The organism is Devosia albogilva (genome assembly GCF_042685625.1).
GTDB classification, from domain to species: domain Bacteria; phylum Pseudomonadota; class Alphaproteobacteria; order Rhizobiales; family Devosiaceae; genus Devosia; species Devosia albogilva.
The window spans coordinates 1,924,245-1,942,292 of record NZ_JBHUNP010000001.1; the positions used below are offsets into that span (position 1 = coordinate 1,924,245).

The 18,048-nt window shown below is 66.2% G+C and carries 16 protein-coding genes and 1 tRNA gene; 8 read left to right on the top strand and 9 right to left on the bottom strand.

What is annotated here, in order from left to right; genetic code table 11:
* Positions 1-51: 51 nt before the first annotated feature.
* Genes ubiV through ubiT form a run of 3 tightly spaced genes read right to left on the bottom strand, consistent with a single transcriptional unit; the run spans position 52 to position 2,438 of the window.
* Positions 52-957 carry a ubiquinone anaerobic biosynthesis protein UbiV gene (ubiV, locus tag ACFSX5_RS09810; protein ID WP_386833159.1) on the bottom strand — a complete coding sequence of 302 codons (906 nt, stop codon included), beginning with the start codon at positions 955-957 and terminating at the stop codon, positions 52-54.
* Between the two features lies 1 nt (position 958).
* Positions 959-1,936 carry a ubiquinone anaerobic biosynthesis protein UbiU gene (gene ubiU, locus ACFSX5_RS09815; protein WP_386833160.1) on the bottom strand — a complete coding sequence of 326 codons (978 nt, stop codon included), beginning with the start codon at positions 1,934-1,936 and terminating at the stop codon, positions 959-961.
* A 4-nt stretch (positions 1,937-1,940) separates the two neighbouring features.
* Positions 1,941-2,438, bottom strand: a complete 498-nt coding sequence (ubiT, locus tag ACFSX5_RS09820) for a ubiquinone anaerobic biosynthesis accessory factor UbiT (RefSeq protein ID WP_386833161.1) — start codon at positions 2,436-2,438, stop codon at positions 1,941-1,943.
* Between the two features lie 106 nt (positions 2,439-2,544).
* Between ubiT and ACFSX5_RS09825 the strand changes: the two genes are divergently transcribed.
* From ACFSX5_RS09825 to ACFSX5_RS09840, 4 genes are all read left to right on the top strand, one after another.
* Entirely contained in the window at positions 2,545-4,056 is a 1,512-nt protein-coding gene (locus tag ACFSX5_RS09825) for a UbiD family decarboxylase (RefSeq protein WP_386833162.1), read from the top strand.
* Positions 4,053-4,634 (top strand): UbiX family flavin prenyltransferase, encoded by a 582-nt coding sequence (locus tag ACFSX5_RS09830; RefSeq protein WP_386833163.1) that lies wholly within the window; start codon positions 4,053-4,055, stop codon positions 4,632-4,634. The genes ACFSX5_RS09825 and ACFSX5_RS09830 overlap by 4 nt, the downstream gene beginning before the upstream one ends.
* Before the next feature lie 35 nt (positions 4,635-4,669).
* Positions 4,670-5,179 (top strand): DUF2249 domain-containing protein, encoded by a 510-nt coding sequence (locus ACFSX5_RS09835; RefSeq protein WP_386833164.1) that lies wholly within the window; start codon positions 4,670-4,672, stop codon positions 5,177-5,179.
* Between the two features lie 210 nt (positions 5,180-5,389).
* Positions 5,390-8,200 carry a cation-translocating P-type ATPase gene (locus tag ACFSX5_RS09840; protein ID WP_386833165.1) on the top strand — a complete coding sequence of 937 codons (2,811 nt, stop codon included), beginning with the start codon at positions 5,390-5,392 and terminating at the stop codon, positions 8,198-8,200.
* Between the two features lie 2 nt (positions 8,201-8,202).
* On the opposite strand, the gene ACFSX5_RS09845 is transcribed toward ACFSX5_RS09840, so the two are convergent.
* From ACFSX5_RS09845 to ACFSX5_RS09855, 3 genes are read right to left on the bottom strand one after another with little or no spacing between them, the layout of a single operon-like run.
* Entirely contained in the window at positions 8,203-8,532 is a 330-nt protein-coding gene (locus ACFSX5_RS09845; RefSeq protein WP_386833166.1) for a P-II family nitrogen regulator, read from the bottom strand.
* A gap of 4 nt (positions 8,533-8,536) precedes the next feature.
* Positions 8,537-9,262 carry a DUF1538 domain-containing protein gene (locus tag ACFSX5_RS09850; protein ID WP_386833167.1) on the bottom strand — a complete coding sequence of 242 codons (726 nt, stop codon included), beginning with the start codon at positions 9,260-9,262 and terminating at the stop codon, positions 8,537-8,539.
* Complete coding sequence (locus ACFSX5_RS09855) at positions 9,259-9,954, bottom strand: DUF1538 domain-containing protein (protein ID WP_386833169.1); 696 nt, start codon at positions 9,952-9,954, stop codon at positions 9,259-9,261. Before ACFSX5_RS09855 ends, ACFSX5_RS09850 begins: the two co-directional genes overlap by 4 nt.
* 156 nt (positions 9,955-10,110) lie before the next feature.
* On the opposite strand from ACFSX5_RS09855, the gene ACFSX5_RS09860 reads away from it, so the two are divergent.
* The 3 genes from ACFSX5_RS09860 (at position 10,111) to ACFSX5_RS09870 (ending at position 14,430) form a co-directional block, all read left to right on the top strand.
* Complete coding sequence (locus ACFSX5_RS09860; RefSeq protein ID WP_386833170.1) at positions 10,111-12,792, top strand: bifunctional acetate--CoA ligase family protein/GNAT family N-acetyltransferase; 2,682 nt, start codon at positions 10,111-10,113, stop codon at positions 12,790-12,792.
* Positions 12,793-12,811: 19 nt separating this feature from the next.
* Positions 12,812-13,567, top strand: a complete 756-nt coding sequence (locus ACFSX5_RS09865) for an SDR family oxidoreductase (RefSeq protein ID WP_386833171.1) — start codon at positions 12,812-12,814, stop codon at positions 13,565-13,567.
* A gap of 299 nt (positions 13,568-13,866) precedes the next feature.
* Positions 13,867-14,430: a hypothetical protein gene (locus ACFSX5_RS09870; RefSeq protein WP_386833172.1), complete on the top strand. Its 564-nt coding sequence runs from the start codon at positions 13,867-13,869 to the stop codon at positions 14,428-14,430.
* A 167-nt stretch (positions 14,431-14,597) separates the two neighbouring features.
* On the opposite strand, the gene ACFSX5_RS09875 is transcribed toward ACFSX5_RS09870, so the two are convergent.
* From ACFSX5_RS09875 to ACFSX5_RS09885, 3 genes are all read right to left on the bottom strand, one after another.
* A tRNA-Arg gene (locus ACFSX5_RS09875) sits at positions 14,598-14,674 on the bottom strand.
* A gap of 113 nt (positions 14,675-14,787) precedes the next feature.
* The gene (locus ACFSX5_RS09880) at positions 14,788-16,221 is read right to left on the bottom strand and encodes a sensor histidine kinase (protein WP_386833173.1); all 1,434 of its coding nucleotides are present in this window, start codon (positions 16,219-16,221) and stop codon (positions 14,788-14,790) included.
* A 52-nt stretch (positions 16,222-16,273) separates the two neighbouring features.
* Positions 16,274-17,686, bottom strand: coding sequence for an FAD-dependent oxidoreductase (locus ACFSX5_RS09885; protein WP_386833175.1), 1,413 nt, complete (start codon positions 17,684-17,686; stop codon positions 16,274-16,276).
* Between the two features lie 223 nt (positions 17,687-17,909).
* On the opposite strand from ACFSX5_RS09885, the gene rpmH reads away from it, so the two are divergent.
* Positions 17,910-18,044: a 50S ribosomal protein L34 gene (gene rpmH, locus ACFSX5_RS09890; protein WP_035077916.1), complete on the top strand. Its 135-nt coding sequence runs from the start codon at positions 17,910-17,912 to the stop codon at positions 18,042-18,044.
* The last annotated feature ends 4 nt before the right edge of the window (positions 18,045-18,048 follow it).

Below are 18,048 nucleotides of genomic sequence, written 5' to 3' on the forward strand. Positions count from 1 at the left end.
GCGGCACGATGCTGCCGCGATGAGAGCAGGTGACGCCGGGCCCATGATGGTTCATGCCGCCACCCACTCCATGCCTGCAACGCCATGCAGGAAGCCGTTGGAGTAGGGGGCTGCTGCGTAGATTTCCCGCAATGCCGCCAGGCCTTCTTCAGCTGTCCTGCGGCCATCCCGCACATCCGCATAGATGCCGGCGACCGCCGCCATGTCGCAATCCTGTGGCGACAGGCGCAGATGCGTGATGCCCATGCGCGCAAGCGCCGGCATGTCGGCCAGGAGAACCTGGCAGTGACGGGACATGGTCTGGACGCCGTTGACGGTGAGGAAGGGCTGGCCATCGAGGGTATCGACGTCGAGGCCGTCCGGCTCCTCGCCACACACGAACTGGCAGTTGTCCTTGGTGTGGCCCTTGGCCCGGGCATGGGCGCAGCGGGCCGAAATGGCCAGAGGCAGCCGGCCGAAGGCAATGATCTCGTATTCGATATCGGGTGCCCCGGCGATGATCGCCGCGATCGAGTTCGCGGGCAGTTCCGCACCCAGGCAGATGCGGGTCGCACCGCGCTTGGCCAACAGCCTGGCGGTTGCGCCGTTGTAGACATTGACGAACGGCCCCACCAGATGCGGCTTGCCCGCCAACAGGCGCAGGGCCGAAAGATCATTGGCCTCTGCCAGAGCGGCTTCCGCCGCGAGGCGCCTGGTCTGTGCGGCTTCGCGCTCCTGAGTGACCAGGGCGATGGACGCCAGCGCCACCGACTTGCCGGCGGCAGACAGGCGGTCCACCACTCCCGGCAGGTGCGGCTGGATGAAGTGGCTGCGCTTGGAGCACACCACTTCGCCCAATGTCACGGCATCGACATGCTCGCAGTCGGCGATGCGATAGTAGAAGTCGCGCCATCTCTCGCCGGACCAAAGATAGGGGACCGGCCCCATGGTGATCTTGAGGGCAGTGGTCATCGCCATGTCACCGCCACTTCTTTTCGTAAGCGCCAGAGGTGGTGCGCTGGCCCTCGCTCAGCCGGTGCAGATGCGCCAGCTTGCGGGCGCGCTGCTCTTTCGGCGCGTCGAGTGCCGCCCGCAGGCTGGACACGACTTCGGCGACATAGGCCTTGCCACGCTGCCGGCCTTCGATCTTGAGCGCGGTGACGCCCGCATCGCGAAGCGCGTCGAGATGGTCCATGACGTCTAGGCTAACCGGGTCTTCGAAGGCATAGCCTTCATCTTCGGCAATGTGGAAGCGCCCCTTGCACAGGGTCGGATAGCCGGCCGGTTCGCCCGCGCCGAACCGGTTGATGGTGAAACCGCCCAGTTCGGAGACCATTTCCTCGCCATCCTCGCGATAGCGCACATGGCTCGCGGGCGAGCACACGCCGTGCATGTTGGGGGACTGGCCGGTGACATAGGAGGAGAGCGAGCAGCGTCCCTCGGCCATGACGCAGAGCCCGCCGAAGGCGAAGACTTCGAGTTCGCAGTCGACTTGCTGGGCGAGCCTGGCGATCTCGGCGATGGTGAGCACCCGCGGCAGCACCAGGCGCTTGGCCCCGAAGCTTTCGACCAGCAGGCTCACCGCATCGACATTGGAGGCCGAGGCCTGCACGGAGACGTGCAGGCGCTGCTCGGGATAGGTGTTCGCGACATAGTCCATCAGCGCCATGTCGGCCAGGATCACCGCATCGGCTCCGGCGGCAACGGCATCGTCGGCGGCGCGATACCAGAGGTCTTCATTGCCGGCGCGCATGAAGGTGTTGAGGGCCACATAGGTCTGGACCCCCCGCGAATGTCCATGGGCCACCGCCTGGCGCAGTTCCTCGCGGGTGAAGTTGAGCCCGGGGAAATTGCGGGCATTGGTTTCGTCGCGGAAGCCGCAATAGACGGCGTCGGCACCGGCTTCGACGGCTTCGCGATAGGCGGCAGGTGTTCCTGCTGGGCAGATCAGTTCCATGAGGTCAGACCGCCCCATTGAGGGCACGGCGGCGCACCAGTTCGGCCGCCCGCTTGAACGGCCCGGCCAGCGGGCCGGCCATGCCGGCAAGGTCGGAGGGCAGGTCGAAACTGCAATCGTCGAGCGCATTGCGCAGCGCCAGCATGGCCTCCATGTCGCCGGTCACCGTCAGGCTGCGCGAGAAGAACACGGCATCGCCGTCGATCCGCCCCTCGAGCAGGGCGAGCAGCGTCAGCATCGGTCCGGCGACGGTGGCATCGCTGCGCGGCACCTTGGCCTTGCGGAAGGTGCGGAACGACTTGCTCGCCGGGTGGATGAAAAAGACCAGGTCGAGATCGGTCGGCGCGAAGCAGAAGCGCTTGTTGGCCTCGGTGCCCAGCCGGTCGAACAGGTCCGGATGTTGCCGCAGGACCTGATGGAAGACCTGGCTGACGATACGCTGCACCACGGGAACGGGCAGGCGGTCGATGAAGAGGGTCAGCGGGCGCGGCAGCAGCATCATCGGCACCTCCAGTTGGTTGACGCACCGGGCAGGGTAGCGAGCAGCGGCGGCCCGAACCTTGATGCAGCGCAAGGAAGAACGGGGTCGGGGCTGGCAAGTGTCGGCAATGTCCGTCCCGCTTCTCCCCAGCCCGCGCCACCGCATCGCCACCAGCCTGCCCGACTTCATAGAGGTGCTGGAGGAGCGGGGGCTGCTACGCCGAATCACCCGGCCGATCAGCACCGTGCATGACCTCACCGAAGTCCACCGGCGGGTGCTGGAGAAGGACGGACCGGCCCTCTTGATCGAGCACCCGCTGCAGGCCGACGGCAAGCCGGCCGCCATGCCGATGCTAGTCAACCTGTTCGGCACGACGGAGCGCATCGCGCTCGGGCTTGGTCTCGATGCCAAAGACCTGCCCGGACTGGGGGAGGGACTGGCGCAGTTGCGCTCTCCGCAGGCGCCGCGAGACCTCCGGGCAGCGTGGAGCCAGCGGGACCTGCTTCGCTCCGCCCTCAGCCTGCGCACCCGATCCGTCGCCGCGCCGGCCTGCCAGGAGGTTGTCCGGCGCGGGAGCGAGATCGACCTCGGGCGCCTGCCGATCCAGACCTGCTGGCCCGGGGAGCCGGCGCCGCTGATCACCTGGCCGCTGGTGATCACGCGCGCCCCCGACGATCCGGGCGACATCAATGTGGGCGTGTACCGCATGCAGGTGATCGGGCCCGATCGGTGCCTGGTCCGCTGGCTGCCGAGCCGTGGCGGGGCGCGCCACTACCGGCTTTGGCAGCAGAAGGGATTGGACATGCCGGTGGCCGTGGCCATCGGCGCCGATCCCGCGAGCTTGCTCGCGGCGGTGATCCCGCTGCCGGACGGGCTCAACGAAATGGCCTTTGCCGGCGTGCTGCGCCGGTGCCGGAGCCGGGTGTCGCGTGCGGTCAGCGTCGGCCTGCCGGTGCCGGCGGAGGCAGAGATCGTGCTGGAAGGGACGGTCAGCGCCACCGAGACGCAGCCGGAAGGTCCATTCGGCGACCACACCGGCTATTACAATTCGGTCGAGCCGTTTCCGGTGGTCACGCTGAGCGCCATCACCATGCGGCGTTCTCCCATATACCTGTCCACCTATACCGGACGCCCCCCGGACGAACCCTCTCGTCTCGGCGCGGCAATGACGCCGCTGTTCGTTCCCCTGGCCCGGAAGCAGTTCCCCGAGATCCGCGATTTGTGGCTGCCGCCGGAGGCCTGCTCCTATCGCGCCATGGTGGTGGCCATAGACAAGCGCTATCCCGGGCAGGCGCGGCGGGTGATGATGGGCCTGTGGTCGATGCTGCCGCAGTTCAGCATGACCAAGCTCATCATCGCCGTCGATCCCGATATCGATGTGCGCAACTGGACGGACGTGATGTGGGCTCTGTCCACCCGCTTCGATGCGCCGCGAGACCTGGTGGTGATTCCGGATACGCCCATCGACTATCTGGACTTCGCCTCGGCCCAGCCGGGGCTGGGCGGCAAGCTCGGGCTGGACGCCACCAACAAGATCGGGCCGGAAACCAGCCGCGAATGGGGGCGACCATTGGTGATGTCTTCCGAAGTCACAGGGCGGATCGACACGATCTGGCACGAGTTGGGGTTGCCAACATGAATGGCGCGCTCCGCATCGTTCTGGCGGTAACCGGGGCGTCAGGTGCGGCCCTCGGCATCCGCATCGCCGAACGCCTGTCTTGCCGAACGGACGTGGAGACTGACCTCGTGGTCTCTGCAGCGGCGGAACGGACTTTGGTGCATGAGGTGGGTCACGACGCACCAGAGCGCCTCCGCGCGCTGGTCACGCGCGTCCACTCGGCAGCCAACATCGGAGCGAGTATTGCCAGCGGCTCCTGCCGCACCAAGGGGATGATCGTGGCGCCGTGTTCGATGCGAACCCTGGCGGCCATTGCCGCGGGGATCACAGACAACCTGGTGACGCGGGCGGCAGATGTGCATCTGAAGGAGCGGCGGCGTCTGGTCCTGCTGACGCGCGAGACGCCGCTACATCTCGGCCACTTGCGCAACATGTTGGCTGCGACGGAGATGGGTGCCATCGTCGCGCCTCCAGTGCCGGCTTTTTATCACCGTCCGCAGAGTATCGCCGACATAGTGGATCATCTTGCCGCCAGAGCCATCGATCTTCTCGACCTGCCTGGCGACAGCGAAGCAAAGCCCTGGGGTGGCGAAGGTTGACCCCCGGCGCCCTAGCCCGAAGATTGGAGGATCGCATGACCGAGCCCCTTGAACTTGATGTCCGCCCGATTCTTCGTGACGGCGGTGAGCCATTCGGCGCCATCATGGAGGCAGTCGGTGCGCTCGCACCCGGGCAGCAGTTAAGGCTGCTAGCGAGCTTTCGTCCCGAACCACTCTTCTCGGTGATGGCGGCCAGAGGCTTTGTCTATCAGGCCAGACCGATAGACGGGGGAAACTGGGAAGTTGTGTTCACGCCACTGTCGGTGCCCGGGAACGGCTCTGCCTCGCACCCCGACGATCCCGACAGCTGGCCGGATCCAAGCCGCTATCTGGACTGCACCGAGTTGAACACGGCTGAATGGGTTGATCGTATTTTGACCCGCCTGGCGGCGATGGCCGAAGGGGAGGTGCTTTTTGCGCTGCTGCAACAAGAGCCGCTATCGCTTTACTCCCAACTGCAAGCCAGGGGGCACGCCTGGGTAGGCAACTTCGATCCCGAAGGAACCACGTACCGGTTGATGGTTAGGGTGGGCCATCGTCACTAATAGCGATCCCGGGCTTTAACCGGTTGACTGCTCTGCGCCGAGCAACTGGGAGTCGTGAGTATCTTCCCATGCAGGCGAACAGTTGACGCAGCTCATGTTCACTCGCGCGACGAGTGTTCATGATGACCGGGTGACGTTCAGGGCCGACCCTCGGCACGGATGGCATTCGCCCGTGCAGGCAGAGCCATGAATCGGGGACAGGAGGCGAGAATGACCGAGGCCGAGGCGATGTTGGACGAACACGACCCTTCCACCCGGCCAGCCGAGCTGGTGGCCCGCAGCCTCGGTACCGACGTCAGCACCGGACTTCCCGCCGATGAGGCTCGGCGTCGCCGCGATCAGCACGGCGCCAACGAGCTGCGAGTGGCGCGGTCCACACCCTGGTGGGGGCGGCTGCTCGCCCAGTTCCAGGATCCGCTTATCTACCTTCTGCTCGGCGCCGTGGTGGTGTCGTCCGTGGCATGGCTGCTGGAGGGGCACGAACCGCTGCCCATCGACGCCATCGTCATTGCTGCCATTGTGCTGCTGAATGCGGTCCTTGGCTATGTGCAGGAATCCCGCGCGGCCGACGCAGTGGCGGCCCTGGCCAAGATGACGGCCGTGACGTCCTCGGTGGTTCGTGACGGTGAACGCCGGCGCGTGCCCAGCACCGAGTTGGTCCCCGGCGATCTGGTGCTGCTGGAGGAAGGCGACGCGGTGGGTGCCGATGCCAGGCTCGTGCAAGTCGCAGAGCTGCGGGTTCAGGAGGCCTCCCTAACCGGCGAGAGCGCCTCCGTGTCCAAGGATGTCCAGCCCGTGCCGGAGCGGGCGCCGCTGGCCGAACGGACGTCCATGGTCTTCAAGGGCACCGCCGTGACGCAAGGCACCGGGCTCGCCGTCGTCACCGCCACGGGTATGCACACTGAGATGGGCCGCGTGGCCGAGATGCTCGACGCCACCCGCGAAGACCCCACCCCGCTGCAGCGTGAGGTCGCCCGTATCGGGCGCACTCTCGGCATTGCGGTGATCGCCATTGCGGCGGTGGTGGTGCTGACCATCCTGCTGATCTCCGACATCAGCAGCGCGGGCGATCTGGTGACGGTGTTGCTGCTGGGCGTGTCGCTGGCGGTGGCGGCTGTGCCAGAGGGTCTGCCTGCGATCCTCTCGCTGGTGCTTGCACTCGGGGTGCAGCGCATGGCCGAGCACAACGCCGTGGTAAAGAACCTGTCTTCGGTCGAGAGCCTTGGCTCTGCAACTGTCATCTGTTCGGACAAGACCGGCACCCTTACCAGGGCAGAGATGACCATCGAGCGGGTCGCGACCGCTTCGGGCACGACCCACATCACCGGGACTGGCTACGCACCCCGCGGAGAGATTCAAGGGCCGGAGCACTCGCCTCCCGAAGGTCCGCTCAGGGCCGAGCAGATCGTGGCCATCAGTGGCGGTAGTCTTGCGAACAACGCCGCCCTGCGTCAGGCCGGGGAAGATCAGTGGAGCATCGAGGGCGATCCCACCGAGGCAGCCTTCCTGGTGGCGGAGAAGAAGTTCGGCATCGAGGAGCGGCGGCAACGGCGCTTCCAGAGGGTGCGGGAGATCCCCTTCACCTCCGAGCGCAAGATGATGTCGACGGTCGAGCTGGACCACGAGTGGGGTGACCAGCCGATCTTGGTGACCAAGGGCGCGCCCGACATACTCGTCAGCCGCTGCACGCGAATTCGCGTCGGCATGGAAGTCGTGGCAATGGACGAGAGCTGGCGCGAGCGGGCCAGAGCCGATGTCGAGAGCCTCTCCAATGATGCGCTGCGCACGCTCGCCGTCGCGTACAAGCCCCTCGAAAGCGTCGACGACCAGGGGAACGCCGAGGAGCTGGAACGCGACCTGATCTTCGTGGGGACTGTCGGCATCATCGACCCGCCACGCGAAGAGGCCGCCGTCTCGGTTGCGGAGGCCAAACGCGCCGGCATTCGCGTGATCATGATCACCGGCGATCATCCCGGCACGGCGGTGCGCATCGCCAGCCGCCTCGGCATCGTCGACGCCGACGCCCAGGCGCTGACTGGTGCGGACCTCGACCAGCTGGACGAGAGCGATTTTGCCGATGCGGTCCGGCGCACATCAGTGTTTGCCCGTGTCGCTCCGGTGCACAAGCTCAGGATCGTCGATACGCTGCAGGCCGATGGGCACGTCGTCGCCATGACCGGCGACGGGGTGAACGATGCACCGGCCCTCAAGTCGGCGGATATCGGCATCGCCATGGGCATCACCGGCACGGAGGTGACCAAGGAAGCGGCCAAGATGATCCTCGCGGACGACAACTTCGCCACCATCGTTCAGGCCGTGCGCGAGGGGCGCGGCATCTTCGACAACATCCGCAAGTTTCTGCGCTACCTGCTGTCCTCCAACATGGGCGAGGTGCTGACCGTCTTCCTAGGTGTCGTCGGCGCGGGCGTGATCGGGCTCAGTGCTGTCGGCGAGGGCCTCGTGCTACCGCTGCTCGCCACCCAGATCCTCTGGATCAACCTGGTGACGGATTCCGGTCCGGCACTGGCGATGGGGCTCGACCAGCCCGAAGACGACCTGATGCAAAGGCCGCCCCGGCGCCCGGACCAACCCGCCATCGATCGCCGGATGTGGGCCGGCGTGCTGTTCACCGGGCTGGTCATGGCGGCAACCACACTCTTCACCATCGACTTCTACCTGCCCCATGGATTGATCGAAGGAAGCGGCACGCTCGATGAAGCCCGCACCGCCGGCTTCACCGTGCTGGTGTTCGCCCAGCTCTTCAACTGCTTCAACGCCCGGTCCGAAACCGTCAGCGCGTTCCACCACCTTTTCGCGAACGGCTGGTTGTGGGGAGCGGTGACGCTGTCGCTGGTGTTGCAGGTCGCCGTGGTCCACATCCCGGCAATGAACTACGCTTTCGGCACCGTCCCGCTCACCCTCGAGCAGTGGATGGTCTGTGCTGCCTTGGGCAGTTTGGTGCTGTGGCTCGGCGAAGCCCGCAAATGGGTGCTGCGCCGAACGAACAAGGCTGCCGTCTGAATTCAGTCCGTCTCGTCAGTGACGAGGTGCACGATGCCGATCACATCTTGAGCGCGGAGGGTGAAGGCCAGGCCCTTGCCCGGAGCGTTGAGTTCACCAGCACGTTCCACCTCACGCAGGATATCGGCCTTGATCTCGCCGGGGACCAGCGTCAACACGATCTCCTTTTCCGGCTCGATCTGAATCCCGAACACGCGTTGCTGCTCGTTCTTGCCGATCCCCCGTGCTGGAATGATGGTGCCGCCATGGGCACCGGCGGCCATGGTCGCCTCGAGAATGGCCTCGCCCCAACCCTTGCGGACAATGGTGACGATGAGATGCGGGTCCTGCATCGAACTACTCCTTGGATTTGGTCGTGAACTGGATCACCAGCCCTAAAGCGAGCACGGAGAGGATCGGAGCCAGTGCGATCAGGGCAACAAAGCCCAGACCGACCACGAGCGCATCCTGTCCGGTGGCGGAAGCAGCTCCCAGCGCTACCGCCAGCAGGAAGGTATTGGCGAGTGGACCGGTGGCCACCCCGCCCGCGTCAATGGCAATACCCAGGAACTTCCGGTCGCAGACCATCACCATCGCGATGGCGAGGGCATATCCCGGCACCACCAGCCAGGTTAGCGGAATTCCATAGGCGATCCGCAACATTCCCACAGCCACCCAGGCGGCGACTCCGAGCGACACGCTGTAGAGCACCAGCCAGCCTTTGATGGTGCCATGGCTGGCCTCTTCGACCTGATCGGCCAGCACCCGAACTGCCGGCTCGCCCCAGGCGGTGGTAAGCCCCAGAACCGCACCGACACCGGCCATTATGCAGGGCGACGACAACTCGCCTAGTCGTTCCCCGATCACTTGGCCAAACGGAAGAAAGGCGATCTGCACGCCGAGCAGGAACAGAAACAGGCCAACCCCGGCAACCGTGGTGCCCACGAGGATATCGCGCACCTGCTTCCGCGGCAGTCGCAACACGAGCAACTGGAATACCACGAACAGCGCCATGAGCGGCAGCACGGCGACCAGCACGCCCAGTGCAAGATCCCCGATATGCTGAAGCCAGTCGGTCGTCATGGCCACACAAGCGCCATGAAAAGAACCGCCAGCACGGCGCCAAGCGAAGCGAGGCCGAGAACGCCGAACCCGTCGGCCACGCTGTCTCGCCCGGCGAGCACGGTGCTCAGCCCCATGGCAAGGGCGATGATCACAGGGGCGGTCAGCACTCCCGTGGTCACGCTGCCGGCGTCGTACGCCAGGGGCACGAAGTCTGCGGGCGCAAACGCCGTCAGCAGCAGCATTGCTCCAAAAAGCAGCACCACGATGATCTTGATCGACCAGCCGAAGACGATGCGGGGGAGCGCTACTGCGGTCAGTATCGCCACCCCCATGGCCGTGCTGTAGAGCACGGCTGCCGCCGGTATCCGCCCGGAGGACGCCTTCTGGACCTGATCGGCCAGCACCATGACGTCGGGCTCGGCCACGGTGAGCGCGAATCCGACGGCGAACGCCACGACCACGATAAGTGCCAGTGAACCCCGCTTCGGCAGTTCGGCTCCGACGAAACGGCCCATCGGCAAGAGGCCGAGATCGATGCCGATGAACAGCAGCAGCATGCCCGCGACAGCAAGAACTGTGCCGGCAAGGAACTGTAGGAAAAGCTCAATCGGCGCCCACACGAGCGTGAACTGCAGCAGGCAGACGGTCACCAGGAGTGGCGCGACAGCCCTCAAGACCTCGTTCAGGTTCCGAACAAGAACGCTGCTCATGCGCGTGGTTCTCGCCTCCCAGACAGGAATACCACCTCTTGCCCTCCTCCGATGGTCCACGCTCCCAAAATGGCGTTTCCCCACTGTCGAGCGTTGATCGAAATCAAGGTTGTCCGTTGTATAGGCGGTAATGTTCCTTGGCCAAAGAGAGTTAGCATGAGCATCAGGAACCTCGGACCCGCCTTTTTGCCCCGCTCGATCGCCTTGATCGGCGCCTCGGATCGGGAGGGCTCGGTTGGGCGCGTGGTGCTTCGGAACGTCATCGACGGTGGTTTCGGTGGATCGATCTACCCTGTGAACCCGAAATACCGCGAGGTGTTCGGCCTCACCTGCTACCCCCGGATCGCCGACATCCCCGACGTGCCGGATCTCGCCGTCATCATGACGCCGCCCCAGACGGTGCCCGGATTGGTCGCGGAGCTCGGCGAAAGAGGCACGCGGACCGTGGTGGTCATGACCGCCGGGCTGAACAGCAGCAATGGGCTGCGTCAGGCGATGCTCGATGCGGCGCGCCCGCATCTGCTGCGCGTGATCGGACCCAACACCATCGGCATCCTTGCCCCGCATCAGCGGCTCAACGCCAGCTTTGCCCATATGGGCGCCCAACCCGGCGGGCTGGCACTGCTGTCGCAATCGGGCGCCATCGTATCTTCGGTGATGGACTGGGTCGCAGCCGAGGGGATCGGCTTTTCCCATATCCTGTCGCTCGGCGACATGGCCGATGTCGATGTGGGCGACTGTCTCGACATGGTGGCGCGGGACGGCAAGACACGCGCCATCCTGCTTTACCTCGAGTCCATTCCGGAGCCGCGAAAATTCCTGTCTGCAGCCCGGGCGGCGGCCCGGCTGAAGCCGGTGATCGCCGTCAAGCCGGGCCGGCATGCCGAAGCTGCACAGGCAGCGGCCACCCATACTGGCGCTCTCGCCGGGGCCGACCGCGTGATCGAGGCCGCCCTGCGCCGCGCTGGCATCATTCGCGTCAACGACCTCGAGGATCTCTTCACCGCGGCCGAGATCACCGCCCGCTTCCCCCCGATGCAATCGGCCAGGATGGCGATCGTCACCAATGGCGGCGGGGCCGGCGTGCTCGCGGTCGACCATATCCTCGACCAGGAGGCGCAACTCGCCAGCCTCGTGCCCGAAACCATCACCCGGCTCGATGCCGACCTGCCGCAGACCTGGTCCCGCGCCAATCCGATCGACATCATCGGCGATGCGCCGCCAGAGCGGTATCGCGCTGCGGTGCGGTCCGCGGCAGCCGACCCGAACGTCGATGCGGTGCTGGTGATGAACTGCCCCACTGGGCTCGCCTCACCGGTCGATGCGGCGCGGGCGGTGGCCGAAGAGGCAGGGGGCGGCACCATCAACGGCAAGCCGATCCTGACCTGCTGGCTGGGTCAGGCCGCCGCTGCAGGGGCGCGGCGGGAACTCACCAATGCTGGACTGGCCAGCTTCGACACTCCGGCAGCAGCCGCCGAGGCGGTGGGCATGCTGACACGCTGGTCTCGGGCGCAGATGGCCCTGCAGCAGGTGCCGGAAAGCGGTGCACAGCCCGGATTCGATCGGCAGACGGCACAGGCCATCCTCGATCAGGTGGGCAAGGAAGGCCGAACGCTCCTGACCGAGCCCGAGTCCAAGGCGCTGCTGCAGGCCTATGGCATCGGCGCACCGGAGATCGTGGTGGCGCACTCGAGCGACGAAGTGGGCGAGGTCGCTGCTCGCATGCTGGAGAGCAATCGCGCCGTGGTGGTGAAACTCTATTCCCGCCGGATCACCCACAAATCCGACGTAGGCGGAGTGGTGCTGAACCTGCGCTCGGCCGAGGATGCCCGCGCGGCCGCGGCGCGCATGACCGAGCGGGTGGAACAGCAATATGGCCGCGAAGCGATCGAGGGCTTTGCGGTGCAGCCGATGATCTCGCGTCCGCAGGCGCAGGAATTGATCGCCGGTCTCAGCGTCGACCCGATCTTCGGTCCGGTGCTCCTGTTCGGGGCCGGCGGGACCGCGGTGGAGGTGGTGGATGATACCTCCACCGAACTGCTGCCCATCGACCAGCCGCTGGCACAGCAACTGATCGCCCGCACCCGCATCTCCCGGCTCCTCGCCGGCTATCGCGACCGGCCCGCGGCCGACCTGCAGGCCATCGGCAACGTGCTGACGGCACTGTCGCAGCTGGCGGTCGACTTCCCCGCGATCCGGGGAGCGGACATCAATCCATTGCTGGCCGACGCGGATGGCGTGATTGCGCTCGACGCCCGCATCGAAATCGATCCGGCGCTGCTAGCTGAGGCGGGGCCAAGGACCGACCTCTCCATCCGCCCCTATCCCTCCGGCTGGGACCAGACGGTCGAGTTGGACGGCAGGCAGGTGCAGATCCGTCCCATCCGCCCGGCGGACGCGCGGCTATACCCCGACTTCCTGGCACGGGTCTCGGAGAGCGACCTCTACATGCGGTTCCGTGAGCGCTTCCAGCGGCTCCCCAACGAGTTGCTGATCCGGCTCACTCAACTCGACTATGACCGCGACATCGCGTTCGTGGCGCTCGAGCCCAGCGGAGAGCTCGCCGGCATCGTCCGATATACCGCAGATCCGGATGGAGCTCGGGCCGAATTCGGCCTGCTGGTCCGCAGCGACCTCAAGCGCCTGGGTCTCGGACGTGCCTTGATGGAGCACTTGCTGCGCTATGCCCGTGCCCGGCGTATCGGAGAGCTGTTCGGGCTCATTCTCCGGGAAAACACGGCCATGGTCGAGTTCGCCAGGCAGCTCGGTTTCTCGGCAGCCGCCGACACCGGCGATCCCGCTCTTGTGAGGGTTGCTCTGTCCCTACGCCCCCGCTGACCCAGTGAAGGAGACTCTCATGCGCATCGAGAACAAGGTTGCGGTCATCACCGGAGCAGGATCAGGCATAGGGCTGGCGACGGCCCGGCTGTTTGTCCACCACGGAGCCAGGGTAGTGGCTGCAGACTGGAACGAAGAGGCGGTAACCCGTGCCGCCAGGGAAATCGGCGGGAGCATTGTGCCGGTATGCGCCAATGTTGCCAATGAAGCCGACTGCCTCGCCATGATCGACCGCGCCGTCAGCGAGTTCGGGCGCATCGACGTGCTCGTCAACAATGCGGGGGTGATGGACCTGTTTCAGTCCGTCGCGGACGTGGACAACGACATGTGGCGCCGGTGCATGACCGTCAATGTGGACGGTCCCATGTACGCCATGCGTCGGGCCGTGCCCTTGATGCTCGCCCAGGGCGCTGGTTCGATCATCAACATCGCCTCGGCGGCGGCACTTGGCGGCGGCGCTGCGGGAGCGGCCTATACCGCTTCAAAGTACGCCGTAGTCGGCCTCACCATGAGCACCGCCTATCAGTATGCCAAGTTCGGCCTGCGGTGTAACGCCCTCGCCGTCGGCGGCGTCAACACCAACATCATGAGCAGCGTCGGTGATCGCCCTGTCGACCAGGCCGCACTGGCGCGTATCGGTGCCTACCACGCGAGCGCCCCGGGAACGCTCGATCCGATCGATATCGCCAACACAATCCTGTTCCTGGCGTCGGACGAGTCACGCCACCTGAACGGTGCTCTGATACCTCTTGATATGGGGTGGAGCGCCGCATAGCTCCAGCCCGATCCAGTACATCGAAACACACCCGCGGCTCGCCGTTCGGGCCGCAAGCGCCTGTTACATAGAGCACTAGGCCCAGTTGCCTGCGGGATGAATCGAAGCCCAAAGGCATGAACGCCGCAAGCCCACCCCGCCGCGGCCTAGGCTCTCACGGTTCACCTCGGCAACACGACCATGGCTTGTGCTTGGCCGCTTCAACTGACTTGTTGCATGGTGTGGCTATGCTCGGGGCTGCTTCTTCGCTCACCATCGTCCTGCTTAGCGCGGTGTACGCCGGAGCACTCGGATTCGGCTTGGCCATGCTGCCATCACCCGAGGTCCCGATCGCTGGGCCTATACTGGTCTTGATGGAGCTCCTTATCCTCCTCCTGGCCCCTGCGATCGTGTTGCAGATGGTTGCCCTCCGGACGCGGGCCAAATCTGGAGTGCAGGCTTGGGGTATCGCCGCGCTGGTGTTCGGGTCACTGCTTGCAGGCGTGACGTCCGCCGTTCATTTCACTATCCTGACCGTGGCAGGGCACCCGAAATTCGCCAGCCTGGAAGTAGCGCCGTTTCTGCTGTCGTTCCGTTGGCCATCCGTGGCGTACGCCTTGGATATATTGGCCTGGGATCTCTTCTTCCCGCTCGCGGTGGTCTTTGCCGGCCTGACCCTTACGGGCTCGGGACTGGAGGCCGCCATCCGGCGCCTGTTTTTCTGCAGTGGTGCGTTGGCGCTCGCCGGAATAGCTGGCGTGTTCTGGGGCGACATGAACCTCCGCAACATCGGAATCCTCGGCTATGCAGTTGTGTACCCGCTCGCAACGGGGTTGCTGACGCTACTGTTCTTCCGAGAACGGCGCCTCAGAGTCGATGCATAGTGATGCTCACGGGCGGGCCCAACGAGCTCGCGAGCGACCTAGATGCTGCTCGTGAGCTTGCGATCGGAACTCGAGGCTAGTGAACAGCGCCTGCTCATAGTCGGCGGCACGCTTGCGCTGCACTGTTCGACTACCGAGGGGAAATTTTCGCAGTTTTCGAACAGGAATGGCGCGCCCGAAGAGATTCGAACTCCTGACCCCCAGATTCGTAGTCTGGTGCTCTATCCAGCTGAGCTACGGGCGCGCATGCCGATCAACGGCGGTGTCGGGCGGCAGTAGCGGCCCGAGGCGGCGCCACCCATAACGAAGGTGCTGCGGCTTGGCAAGCGCAGCCGATGCAGTTTTTTTGGATTGAGCTCAAAGGCTGGTCCGGAGGTCCGCCGGCAGCTCGATGTCGAAGCGTGTCCCGGTCGGGGTCGGCACATGGCCGATGCGCCCGCCATGGGCTTCAACGATCTCGCGAGCAATGGCGAGGCCGAGCCCCGTGCCCCCGGCCCGGGCCGAACCTTCAAAGGCGACGAACAGATTTTCGCGCGCGCGGGGCGCCAGGCCGGGACCGTTGTCGGTGACCGAAATCACCGTCTGCGCCTCGTCCTCCGTCACCGAAACGGCTACCTCCGGCACCGGATCGTGGCCGTTGTTCTGCGCTTCGAGCGCCTCACGGGCGTTCTTCAATAGGTTCACCAGCACCCGACCGAACTGGACGGCATCGACACTGAGGATCAGTTCCTCCGCTACACCATTGCGGAACTGCACCGTCGGGTGGCCCACCAGCCGCGCCTCGAAGGCGGCGTCCACCACCAGGTCGTGCAGTTTCACCGGTTCGAACACCGGCGGCGCGGCGGTCTCGCGCCCGTAGTCGAGCACCGACTGGGCAAAGCCAATGGCCTTGTCGAGCGTGGTGACCAGGCGCGGAGCGAGCCGCTGCACCTTGGGGTCGTCGAGGGTCGCCACCTGGTCCGACAGCAGCTGCGCCGAGGTCAGCGTATTGCGAAGGTCGTGGTTGATCTTGGCGACGGCGAGACCCAGCTCCGCCAGATGCCGGCGCTGGCGCAGCATGGAGAAAATGTCGCGCTCCATCGCTGCCAGCTCGCGTTCCAGAATGCCGATCTCGTCCCGCCGGGCCGAGGGGGTGAGGATCAGCGCCGCATTCTCCGGCTCCTGACGGTAGGCCAGCATGTTCTGCGTCAGCCGCCGCACCGGGGCGATGAACAGCCCGCTGACCAGGAGGTAAAGCGCGACCGCGGTCAGCGCCGCGATCGCCAGCGACACCGCCGCGATCTGCCGCGAATAGGCGAGCATGTCCTGCCGCAACGGGTATTCCGACATCAGGATCTCGACGAGGCTCTCGTCCAGGTCGCCCTCGCCAACGATGCGCAGCGTCCGTCCCGGCCCGGCGAACAACGTATCGAGCGCACCTGCGGCGAGGGTCATGATGTCCTGCTGGCGCATGTCGGCGGTGACCACCACATCGGGGCGCACCGGCATGGCCAGCTCGATAAGCTGGCTCTGCCCCTGTCGGCGATAGACGATGGCGTTGGCGCCCGCCGAGGTCAGCAGCCGGTCGGTGAGGCTGCGGGGCAGGGCCATGACGTCGGGCACGGCATCGAGCACTCGCGCGGCGACGATGCCGACCCGCAGTCGGTCCTCCAGCCAGTTGGCGCGGAAGCTCGCGAGCGAAGGCACATAGACCACGACCTCGACCAGCAGGATCACCCCGATGATGGTGGCGATCAACTTGATCGAGAGGCCGGAGAACCGGCCGGGCAGCACGCTGCGTTCCTTGCTCATTGCCACAGAGTATAGCGGCGGCTCGCGGACGCGTAAGCCCCGCTTTGGGAAATCAGCCCAGCAGCCGGCGCAACACGCCACCCCGGCGCGGCGGAGCCGAAGCGGCCTCGATTTCGCGGCCGAGCGTGACCAGCACCGCCGCGGCGCTGGGTTCGGGGAGCGCGAGGCGGGCGAGCCCAGCGGCCGGAGTGCCATGCGCGATGGTCTGGGCGATCAGCGCCACCGTCTCGCCGGCTCCGGTGCCGACCACACCACCGCCCACGATCTGACCCCGTGCCGACACGACGAGCTTGGCACTGCCCTGCGTGGCTCCGAGGGCCCGTGCGGCGCTGTTTTCGGCGAGGCTAGCCCGGTGGACCGTGAAGCCCGGCCGGGGCTTGGGCCCCGCCGGGATGACGCCGACTTCTGCGAGTGCCGGCTCTGTCGCCACATGGCGCAGCGCCGGCACAGCGGTTGAGCGTCCGCCCAGCAGGCGGTCGAGCAGACGCTCGCCCTTGCGGACGGTGTCGGTCGGCTGCGTGTCGCCGGCGGCGCCGCCGATCGCCGTGACCCGCCGGTTGCTGGTGCGCCCATCGGCATCGAGCAGCAGTTGCGTCGGATGGTCGGGATGAAGCTTCAGCCCCGCTTTGCTCAGCCATTCGCCATTGAGCTCCGGCGCGCGGCCATGCGCAACGAGGATATGGGAGACATCGAGCGTGTCACGGTTGCCCTCGGGCCCGGCGATCTCGACTCCCGTGCCCTGGCTGCGCTTCTGCACCGCCACGGCGTGGAAGCCGGTGCGGATGTCGATGCCCTCGCCGGTGAGTGCCGTGGTGAGCAGCGCCACCAGTTCCGGGTCGAACCCGGCAAGGAGCGGCCCCTGTGGGACCAGCGTCACCTCGGCACCGAGACGGCGATAGGCCTGCGCCAGTTCCAGTGCGGCCGGCTCGCCGCCGATCACCACCAGATGGCTGAACTTGCGCACCGCGCTCAACACCGTGTCGGGGGTGAAGAAGGGCACCGAGTCGAGCCCGTCCACCTGCGGCAGCGCCGGACGGGCGCCGGTTGCCAGCACGAAATGCCGGGCCTTGATGGTGGTCTCGCCGCAGCTCAGCGTATTACGGTCGGTGAAAACGGGAGCACCCCGCCGTTCGACGACTCCCAGCGCCGTCAGCCGCTCGGCGGCGTGTTCGGGCGTGGTCGCCGCCGCGAGGGCAGCCGCATGCTCGCCGATGCTGCGGAAGGACGGCCGCGGTGCCGCCGCTTCCAGCCCCACCGCCCCGGCCGAGGCAATGGCGTGGGCGCGCGCGGCACTGGCGAGAAGGCCGGCTCGCGCGATCAGCCCATGGGCGGGGTCGCCGGGCTCAGGCACACCGCGGTCGATCAGCACCACCTCGGCGCCGCGCTGCCGCGCCCGGAGCGCCAGCGCGATCCCGGTCGCGCCCCGGCCGATGATGCAGAGGTCGGGTTTGAGAAGGTCTGCCATGCCGTCGAATTGCCCAAAAAGGTGCAGTTCTTATGGGGCGAAGCGCCGGCGAACACAATCGCTGGCAGTGTCCGGCGGCTCGGCGCGGGCGCGTTGACTTGCCCGCCGCTTTTCCCTATAGACCCCACCAACGCGCTGCGCGGGACGGCTGTCCGGCGCGTGCACCCGATTTTGCTTGCAAGCAGCCAGAAAAGAGGAACCGCGCCCGCCGCGGTTTGATGTCATGAAGCGTACCTATCAGCCGTCCAAGCTCGTGCGTGCCCGCCGCCACGGTTTCCGTGCCCGTATGGCCACCAAGGACGGCCGCGCCATCCTGAACCGTCGTCGTCGCGACGGTCGCAAGAAGCTCTCGGCCTAAGGCC